Source organism: Caballeronia sp. M23-90, assembly GCF_053574605.1.
In genome coordinates this window covers 1-10298 of the sequence record NZ_JBSIPA010000224.1, presented here as the reverse complement: position 1 = coordinate 10298, position 10298 = coordinate 1, and the positions used below count along the sequence as shown (strand labels likewise).

Genomic DNA, 10298 nt, shown 5'->3' with positions numbered 1-10298 from the left:
TCACCGGCGCAGCCGGGGCTGCGGCGGTGTACAGGCCTGAAGCGCCGGTGTATGCGGCGATTCCCATGGTCGCGCGGCAGATCGGCATTGAACAGATCGGTACCTTCCACGATCGTCAGGGCGAACAGTCCCTGCTCGACGAGAGCGGCACATTGCCGGCGGCGTGGGGCCGCGTGTGGGGTGGTCACACGACGCAAAGCCAGGACGGCGCATTGAATCCGGAGTTTTCCGGGTCCATTTATGGCGCGCAAGCCGGACACGATATCTACGCAGATTCGACGCCGGGCGGGCATCGCAATCACTACGGGTTTTTCGTCGGCTTCACGCGCGCAACGGGCGATGTCAACGGTTACGCACTCGCGACACCCAACCTCGATGTCGGCCATCTCGCGGTCAACGGTTACAGCCTTGGGGGGTACTGGACGCATATCGGACCCAGCGGCTGGTACACCGACGCGGTGTTGATGGGCACATCGCTCACCATTGATCCGATGTCCCACGATGGCGTCGGTGTGAGCACGCATGGCCACGCGCTTAGCGGTTCACTGGAAGCCGGTTTGCCGATTCCGATTGCGTACGGTCTGGAAGTCGAGCCGCAGGCACAGATCATCTGGCAGAACCTCTCCATCAACGATCTGAACGACGGCGTCTCGACGGTCTCGTTCAAGCACGGCAACACGTTTCTCGGGCGGCTTGGCGTACGGCTGCAAGGGACTTACACCAACGCCATTGCCACGTGGCAACCGTATTTGCGTGTATCGGTATTGCGGAATTTTGGTGCAGGCGACGATGTGACCTTCGCCGGCACGACGACGTTGCCAGGATCCGTGGGGCAGACTGCAGGTCAGGTTGGTGCAGGACTGGTCACGAAGGTGAGCAAGTCTGCCAGCGCTTACGCGACGCTCAGTTACCTGACCAACCTCGGCGGTTCGCATCAACGCACGATCGAGGGTAATGCCGGCGTTCGCTGGTCCTGGTAAGGTGTGGCGGGCTCCCCGCCGGGGCATGGGCTTCGGCGGGTATCGGGCATTTCAGGCCCGCGTCGCGAGGTGTAGGGGCACGGGCTCGATCGAAGAAGTCGCGGCACTGCTTATTTCGCCCTGCCTTGCCGCTCACTTGCCGCCAGTGACATCGAGGAACGTGCCGGTGATGAAGGAAGCCTCTGCGCTTGCCAGCCACAGGATCGCGCGCGCGACCTCTTCCGGCTGACCGCCTCTTCCCATCGGGATCGACTCCTTGACACGATCCACCCGTCCCGGCTCGCCGCCGCTGGCATGCATTTCGGTGTAGATGTGCCCGGGGCGAACGCAGTTGACGCGTATTCCGTCGCGTGCGACTTCCTTTGCAAATCCGATAGTGAATGTCTCGACGGCGCCCTTCGATGCAGCGTAGTCGACATATTCATTCGGGCTACCGAGCCGGGCCGATGCCGACGAGATGTTGATCACGGAGCCCCCCCGTCCGTTGTGACGATAGGACATGCGCTTCACCGCTTGCTGGGCACAGAGAATCGGGCCGATCGAGTTGACTGCGAAGACCCGCTGCATCCGCTCGAAACCGAGGTCCTCCAGGCGGGATTGCTGCGCGATGATGGCGGCGTTGTTCACCAGTACATCGATCCGGCCGAACTCCCGGTCGATCGCGGCGAATAGCTGAACGACCTGCTCCGGGTCCGCACTGTCCGCGCGCACGGGCAACGCCCGGCGTCCCAGCGCTTCCACGTCGGCCGCCACCCCAAGGGCAGCAGACTCGTTGGAGACGAAACTTATCGCTACATCGTAGCCTTGTGCGGCAGCAAGACGCGCAGTCGCCGCGCCTACGCCACGGCCTCCGCCCGTTATCAGAATCAGCGGTGCCTGCGAGACTGTATCCATCTGGTGAACCTTCATGGTGGCGGGAATGATCACGGGCCGGAAACGGTGGCGCATCGGCGGCGTCGGCCGGCCCACTTCGAAACTGGCGAGGACAAGAATAACGATGGCGTGAAGCGATGACAAAGCAGATTAAGTCCCGGCCCGGGTTAGAAAAACTCTTTCGATGGAAGGCACATGGCCTTCATAGCCGGACGTTTCCAAACGGGTTACTGTCGCCTTCTAAATCCAATTCGTAACAAAACGCAATGTTCCGGTAACCAGATTGGCGCCATCGATTGATACGATCTGGAAATGCGCGAAACTCGGTCAATGGTCTTCCGCATGCCTTTAGTAATTACTTCGTAATGCATATTGTATCGCCATTGTAATTTTATGATCCGGTGATAGCTGCACCCGAGGCCTGTGCCAAGCCGCCATGAATCGAAGCCCGTAATCTCGATTCAATCGGTGCGTAATATTTTTGAGATGTTGCCAAGGTCTTTATGACGCCATCCGAACAAAGTATTGAATCCCCGAAGCCAGGCAAGCACCCGCGTTTGCTGCGAATAGTCGTTGTAGTTGTAATCCTTGCGCTGATCGCGGTCGTTGTCGTGCACTTGCTCCGCGCCAAAAAGGCCCCTCGTCCTACGCCGCCGCAAGTGGTCAGCGTGGCCACGGCGAGCACGGGTTCGATGCCTGAAGTCCTCAGCGAACTCGGCACGGTGACGCCTACCGCGACGGTCACGGTGCTGCCGCAACTGAGCGGCTACCTGACCGCCGTCGGATATCACGAAGGCCAGGACGTGCAGAAAGGACAGTTCCTCGCGCAGATCGACCCGCGCCAGTATGAAATCGACAAACAACAAGCCGAGGCGACGCTGGCCAAAGACCGCGCCGCCCTGGCGCAGGCACGCGCCGACCTCGTCCGCTTCACGCAGCTCAACGAACGCAAGTCGATTGCCGAGCAGACTTTTGCCGACCAGCAGTTCCTCGTGCAGCAGGACGAAGCGGCGGTCAAGGTCGACCTTGCCAACATCGCGCAATTCGATCTCGATCTGGCGTATTGCCACATCACCGCACCGGTCTCCGGGCGCGTTGGCCTGCGTCTGGTCGATCCGGGGAATTACGTCACGGCGTCATCGTCGCCGGGGATCGTCGTGATCACCACCATGAAACCCACCACGGTTCAGTTCACAGTGCCGCAGGATTCCCTCGCGAACGTGCTGCAACGCATGAACGGCGGCGCACGCCTGCCGGTCACCGCCTACAGCAGCGACAACTCGCGGGAGATCGCAACCGGAACCCTGTATGCGGTCAGCAACCAGATGGCGACAAGCACGGGCACCGTGACGTTGAGAGCGACCTTCCCCAATGACGATGAAGCGCTGTTCCCAAGCGAGTTCGTCAATGTCAAATTGCTGGTCGATACACTGCAGAACGCCGTGCTGGTGCCCACGCCGGCAGTGCAAAGCGGCGCGCCGGGCGACTACGTGTATCTGGTGAACGCCAACAACACGGTGTCGGTTCACAAGGTCGCGCTCGGCCCGAGCGACGGCAAGAACACGGTGATCACGTCAGGTCTTGCAGCGGGCAATATCGTGGTGACGGACGGCACTGATCGTCTGAGCGATGGCGCGAAGATTCAGGCGGCTGCGGCAAAGCCTGCTTCCGGCGTCGCGACCGGTGAGCCCCCTGCAAGCGGCGCGCAAGCTCAGCATAGACACGCCCAAGCCGGCGCGTCTGGCGCGGCCGCTGCCTCCGCGCAAGCTGCTTCGTAGTATCGGACCCATGCGCCGATGAACATTTCCCGCCTGTTTATTCTCCGACCGGTAGCCACGCTGCTGCTGATGATCGCCCTCGTGCTGGTGGGCCTCATCGCCGTGCGCGTCCTGCCGGTTTCGTCGCTACCCAACGTCGACTATCCGACCATCCAGGTGCAGACGTTTTATCCGGGGGCCAGTCCGGATGTGATGGCAACCACCGTCACGGCGCCGCTCGAAGTGCAACTGGGCGAGATTCCCGGCTTGCAGCAGATGACGTCGTACAGCTCGGACGGCGCGTCGGTCATCACGTTGCAGTTCGACTTGTCGCTGAATCTCGATATCGCGCAGCAGAATGTCCAGCAGGCCATCAACGCTGCCAACAGTTTCCTGCCGACCGGCTTGCCGGCGCCGCCAACCTACGCCAAGGTCAATCCGGCGGACCAGCCGATCCTGACGCTCGCGGTCACCTCCCCGTCGATGTCGCTCACGCAACTGGAGGACGCCACCAACAATCGCCTCGGCACCAAGATTTCGGAAGTATCGGGCGTGGGCGTGGTCACCACGAGCGGCGGCAACGTGCCGGCCATCCGCGTGGAAGCGGACCCGCAAAAGCTCGCCGCCTACGGCCTCAACATAGACGACCTGCGCACACTGCTGAGCTACGTCAACGTGAGCCAGCCGAAGGGCAATTTCGATGGCCCCGACCTCGACTACACCATCAACGGCAACGACCAGATCTCCGATCCGAAGGACTATTTGAACACGGTTGTCGCGTATCAGAACGGCGCGCCGGTGTTCATGCGCGACGTCGCGAAGGTGACCCAGGCGCCGCAGGACGTCGAGCGCGGCGCCTGGTACAACGGCACGCCGGCGATCATCTTGAACGTGCAGCGCCAGCCGGGTGCGAACGTGATCGCGACCGTCAACCAGATCACGAAGCAGTTGCCGCAGCTCGAATCCACGCTGCCGGCGGGCATGAAGGTCACGGTTGTATCGGACACGACGGGCGTGATCCGTTCATCGGTATCCGACGCCGCGTTCGAACTCCTGCTCGCCATCGTGCTCGTGGTGGCCGTGATCTTCGTGTTCCTGCGCAACGTGCCGGCCACGATCATTCCGAGCATCTCGGTGCCGGTATCGCTGATCGGCACGCTGGCCGTGATGTACCAGTTGAACTATTCCATCGATAACCTCTCGCTGATGGCGTTGATCATTGCGACCGGCTTCGTGGTCGATGACTCGATCGTGATGATCGAGAATATCGTGCGATACCTGGAGGAAGGCAGGACGCCGCTCGAAGCGGCGCTCGAAGGCGCCGGTCAGATCGGCTTCACGATTCTCTCGCTGACCATCTCGCTGATCGCGGTGCTGATTCCGCTGCTCTTCATGGGCGGCGTGATCGGGCGCCTGTTCAGCGAATTCGCGGTGACGCTCGCGGTGACCATCGTGCTGTCGGCAGTGGTTTCACTGACAGTCGTGCCCATGCTTTGCGCGCGGCTTCTGCGCGCCCAGGCGCAACGTCATCCGAGCCGTTTCGAGCGCATCAGCGAAGGGCTCTTCGATAAAACCCTCGCCGGCTACGAACGCGGTTTGCGCTGGGTGCTCGACCACCAGATGCTCACGCTGATGGTCGCGATCGGCACGGTCGTGCTGACCGGCGTGCTGTATGTGGTGATCCCGAAGGGTCTTTTCCCGACGCAGGATATCGGCGTGATCGAGGGGATCAGCGTGGCCGACAACTCGGTGTCGTACAAGGCGATGGTCACGCGTCAGCGCGCACTCGCGGACGCCATCCTGAAAGACCCCGATGTCACGTCGCTGACCTCTTATGTCGGCATCGACGGCACGAATTCCACGCTGAACAACGGGCGTTTCCTGATCAACCTGCGCGATCGCGACAAGCGTTCGGACACGGCGCAAGAAATTGCGCGGCGCTTGCAGCAAGAGGTCGCCAATGTGTCGGGCATCAAGCTTTACATGCAGCCTGAGCAGGATCTCACGCTCGACACCACGGTCTCGCCGAACCAGTACAGCTTCGTGCTGCGCGGACCGAGCCAGCAGGCGTTCCAAAAGTACGTGCCGGAACTCGTCGACCGGCTGAAGCAGATTCCGTCGCTGGCCGACGTGCAAAGCGACATGAACACTGACGGCCTGAGTGTGAACGTGGAAGTGAACCGGCAACTGGCGGCGCGCTTCGGCATCACACCGGCGACCATCGACAACGCGCTGTACGACGCGCTCGGCCAGCGGATCGTCTCGACGATCTTCCAGCAATCGGATCAGTACCGCGTGATCCTCGTTGCGAGACCTGAGTCGCTGCCCAATGTCGCATCCATAGGCAACCTGTACCTGCCAAGCCAGACGAGCAGCACGGGACAAGTGCCACTCTCTGCAATTGCCAAGATCCAGATCGTCAAGTCGCCGCTCGTGATCAGCCATCTCGCGCAGTTCCCGGCCGTCACGATCTCGTTCAATCTCGCGCCGGGCGCGTCGCTGAGCACGGCGGTCGCGCGCATTCACGAGGTGGAACAGGCGGTCAAGCTGCCGCCGTCCATTACGTCGTCGCTGCAGGGCGCGGCGCAGGCGTTCCAGGACTCGTTGTCGAGCGAGGTGTATTTGCTGATCGCCGCGCTGGTGGCGGTGTATATCGTGCTGGGAGTGCTTTATGAGAGCTTCATCCATCCGGTGACGATTCTTTCCACGTTGCCATCGGCGGGTATCGGCGCATTGCTCGCGTTGATGATCGCGGGCAGCGACCTGGATGTGATCGGCATCATCGGCATTGTGTTGCTGATCGGCATTGTGAAAAAGAACGCGATCATGATGGTCGACTTCGCGCTCGACGCCGAACGCAATCATGGCAAATCGCCGCGCGATGCGATCTTCGAGGCGTCGCTGCTGCGCTTCCGGCCAATCCTGATGACGACGCTCGCCGCCATGCTCGGCGCGTTGCCCATGTTGCTCGGCAGCGGCACGGGCTCGGAGCTGCGCCGCCCGCTCGGGCTTGCGATCATCGGCGGATTGACGGTGAGCCAGATGCTGACGCTTTTCACCACGCCGGTCATCTACCTGTTCTTCGACAGGATCGCCGAGCGCGTCAGGAACCGGCGCAAGCGCAACCTGCCTGAAGCGCCCGCGGAGCAGGCGCCGTGAACATCTCGGCGTTATTCATCCGGCGCCCGGTCGCGACCACGCTTCTGGCGATCGCAATCCTGATCTCCGGCGCGCTTTCGTACTTCCGGCTTCCGGTCGCGCCGTTGCCGAACATCGCGTTTCCGGTGATCGTGGTGCAGGCGAACATGGCCGGCGCGAGCCCGAACATCATGGCCTCTACCGTGGCCGAACCGCTCGAACGGCGGCTCGGCACGATTGCGGGCGTGGAAGAGCTGACGTCGATCAGCTACGTGGGTTCATCGATGATCGTGGTCGAGTTTGCGCTAAACCGCGACATCAACGGCGCCGCTCGCGATGTCGAGGCGGCCATCCAGGCCGCGCGCGCCGACTTGCCGTCGACCTTGCGCGCCAACCCGACGTATCGGCAATACAACCCGGCGGACTCGCCGATCATGGTACTAGCGCTGACGTCCGATACGCTCACCAAGGCGCAGCTTTACGATTCAGCGGATTCGGTGATCCAGCAGCAACTTTCGCAAGTGAACGGCGTGGGCCAGATCACGCTGGGCGGCGGCGCGTTGCCTTCGGTGCGGGTCGAGTTGCAGCCGGGCAAGCTGAGCAGCTACGGGATCGGTCTCGAAGATGTACGCGCGGCAATCTCGGCGGCCAACGCCAACAGCGCCAAGGGCCATCTCGACCAGGGCGACCAGCGTTACGTGGTTGTATCGAATGACCAGATCACGAAGGCGGCGCCCTATCGTCAGCTTGTGATCGCCTACCGGAACGGCGCGCCGGTGCTCCTGAGCGATGTTGCCCAGGTGCGCGACTCCAACGAGAATATCCGCAACGCCGGGCTCTTCAACTCGAAGTCGGCGGTGCTCGTCATTGTCTACCCGATGCCCGGCAGCAACATCGTGAGTACGGTCAGGCAGATCAGGAACGTGCTGCCTTCGATCGAGGCGACGCTGCCGAGCAGCGTGCATGTCAACGTCGCGATCGACCGGTCGGAATCGGTGCGCTCGTCAGTGGGCGATACCGAGCGGACCCTGTTCATCGCCGTGCTGCTGGTGGTCGGCGTGGTGTTCGTGTTCCTGCAGTCGCCGCGCGCCACGCTCATCCCGGCAGTGGCGTTGCCCATATCGATCGTCGGCACGTTCGGGCCGATGTACCTGCTTGGCTACAGCATCGACAATCTGTCGCTGATGGCGCTGACCATCGGCACGGGCTTCGTGGTCGATGACGCCGTCGTAGTGCTGGAAAACATCGTGCGCCACCTGGAACTCGGTCTCAGTCCAATAGAAGCCGCGCTGAAAGGCAGCGCCGAAGTGGGCTTCACGGTGATATCGATGAGCTTGTCGCTCATCGCCGTGTTCCTGCCGATCCTGCTGATGCCGGGCATCGTAGGATTGCTGTTCCATGAATTCGCCGTCGTGCTTTCGATTGCGATCCTGATCTCGCTCGTGATCTCGCTCACCGTCACGCCGGCCATGTGCGCGTACGTCCTGAGCCGCGAGAACGCGGGGCATGCCAAGGCGCGATGGGCAGGCTGGGTCGAGCGGCAGTTCGACCGCTTCAAGAACGCCTATGCGCGTTCGCTCACGGCCGTGCTCGATCATTCGCTGCTGGTGATCCTGTTGCTGATCGGCTTGCTGGTCGCCAACGTGTTCCTGTTCAAACTCGTGCCGGCCACGTTCTTTCCCGAACAGGACACGGGCATCCTGATCGGGCAGATCATCGCGGACCAGAGCATTTCCTTTCCCGCGATGGAAAAGAAGCTCGCGCAGTTGCAGCAGATCGTGCAGAAGGACCCGGCGGTTCAGTCGGTGGCAGGGTTCACCGGCGGCCGCGCGCTGAACACTGCGAATGTATTTATTGAACTGAAGCCGCTCGGGCAGCGTCACGTGACCGCGACCGAAGTCGTCAATCGCTTGCGGCCGAAGCTCAACCAGGTCTCCGGCGCGCGGCTCTTTGTCCAGGCGCAGCAGGATCTGCGGATCGGCGGACGGCAGTCGGCGGCTGAATACCAGTACACGCTGACGAGCGATGACTCCGCCGCGCTGTTTGCGTGGACGCCGAAGCTCGTGACCGCGCTCAACAAGGACCGCAGCGCCCTGCTCGATGTCAACTCCGACCTCCAGCAAAACGGCCTGCAGACCTACGTCAACTTCGATCGCGCGACCGCCGCGCGCTACGGCTTCGCGCCCAACCAGATCGATAACGTCCTGTACGATGCGTTCGGCCAGCGCACGGTATCGACTATCTATAACGCGCTGAACCAGTACTTCGTGGTGATGGAAGTCGCGCCGCAATACCGGCAATACCCGGAGACGCTCAAGCAGATTTTCCTGAGCACGGCGGCGGGCAATCCGACCGGCAGCCAGCAGACGCAGATGCCGGGCGCAACGGTCAAGGGCGTGACAGCGGCGAGCGCGGTCGGCGCGGCATCGAGCACGTCGAGCACCAACTCGCTGAACTCGAACGCGCAAGCCAACGCGACCACGAACAGCATTTCCAACAGCAAGGGCGGCAGTTCGAGCGGCAGCGCGGACAGTACAACGGCTGAAACCATGGTGCCGCTGCCCGCGCTCTCCAGCTACGTGAGCAACCATACGTCGACTCAGGTCAATCACCAGAGCGGACTGGTCGCCGCGACGATCTCGTTCAACCTGCCGCCGGGCGGATCGTTGAGCCAGGCCCAGGAGGCGTTGCAAAATGCAGCACGCGAGATCGGCATGCCGGCGAGCATCCACGGCGCGTTCGCGGGCGCGGCGCAAGCCTACGCGCAGTCGATGGGCACCGTTCCCCTCCTGATCATCGCCGCGCTGGGGGTGGTGTATATCGTGCTCGGCGTGCTTTATGAAAGCTCGATCCACCCGCTGACGATTCTTTCGACACTGCCATCGGCGGGAATAGGCGCCACCCTCGCGCTGCTGATCTTCGGCACGCCGTTCTCGGTGATCGCGCTGATCGGCATTATCTTGTTGATCGGCATTGTGAAGAAGAACGGGATCATGATGGTCGATGTCGCCATCCAGTTGCAGCGCCACGAAGGCATGCCGGCGCGCGATGCGATTCACGCCGCCGCGGTGGTCCGTCTGCGCCCGATCATGATGACCACCTTCGCCGCCGTGCTCGGCGCAGTGCCGCTCGCGATCGGTATTGGCCAGGGGGCGTCGCTGCGCCAGCCGCTCGGTATTACCGTGATGGGCGGTTTGATCGTGAGCCAGGTCTTCACGCTTTACACCACGCCGGTGATCTACCTGTACCTGGACCGGTTGCGTTTCAAGCTCGTCAAATGGTCGTCCGGTCTGCCGTGGAACCGGCAGGAAGGGCAAGCGGACAGCCTCGGGCAATCAGATACAAAGGCATGACGATGAAGATATCCTCCAAACCACTCGCCGCCGCAGCGGCCCTGCTGCTGGGCGGCTGCATGGTCGGCCAGTCTGCCGTGGAACCGGCAGGAAGGGCAAGCGGACAGCCTCGGGCAATCAGATACAAAGGCATGACGATGAAGATATCCTCCAAACCACTCGCCGCCGCAGCGGCCCTGCTGCTGGGCGGCTGCATG

At 62.2% G+C, this 10298-nt stretch carries 6 protein-coding genes; 5 read left to right on the top strand and 1 reads right to left on the bottom strand.

Features of this window, described 5'->3' with window-relative positions:
- On the top strand, nt 1-980 hold a 980-nt coding region (locus ACRXB1_RS20730; RefSeq protein ID WP_449493064.1), incomplete at its 5' end, for an autotransporter family protein.
- A 132-nt stretch (nt 981-1112) separates the two neighbouring features.
- On the opposite strand, the gene ACRXB1_RS20725 is transcribed toward ACRXB1_RS20730, so the two are convergent.
- A complete protein-coding gene (locus ACRXB1_RS20725) occupies nt 1113-1874 on the bottom strand; it encodes an SDR family oxidoreductase (RefSeq protein ID WP_449493065.1) in 762 nt (253 codons plus the stop codon).
- A 482-nt stretch (nt 1875-2356) separates the two neighbouring features.
- Here ACRXB1_RS20725 and ACRXB1_RS20720 point away from each other — a divergent pair, with 482 nt between their 5' ends.
- The 4 genes from ACRXB1_RS20720 to ACRXB1_RS20705 all read left to right on the top strand — a co-directional run.
- Entirely contained in the window at nt 2357-3631 is a 1275-nt protein-coding gene (locus ACRXB1_RS20720) for an efflux RND transporter periplasmic adaptor subunit (protein ID WP_075360316.1), read from the top strand.
- 18 nt (nt 3632-3649) lie between these two features.
- Entirely contained in the window at nt 3650-6769 is a 3120-nt protein-coding gene (locus ACRXB1_RS20715) for an efflux RND transporter permease subunit (protein ID WP_075360315.1), read from the top strand.
- On the top strand, nt 6766-10101 hold the full coding sequence (locus ACRXB1_RS20710) for an efflux RND transporter permease subunit (RefSeq protein ID WP_449493063.1): 3336 nt from the start codon (nt 6766-6768) through the stop codon (nt 10099-10101). The genes ACRXB1_RS20715 and ACRXB1_RS20710 overlap by 4 nt, the downstream gene beginning before the upstream one ends.
- Before the next feature lie 2 nt (nt 10102-10103).
- On the top strand, nt 10104-10298 hold a 195-nt coding region (locus tag ACRXB1_RS20705; RefSeq protein ID WP_449493062.1), incomplete at its 3' end, for a hypothetical protein.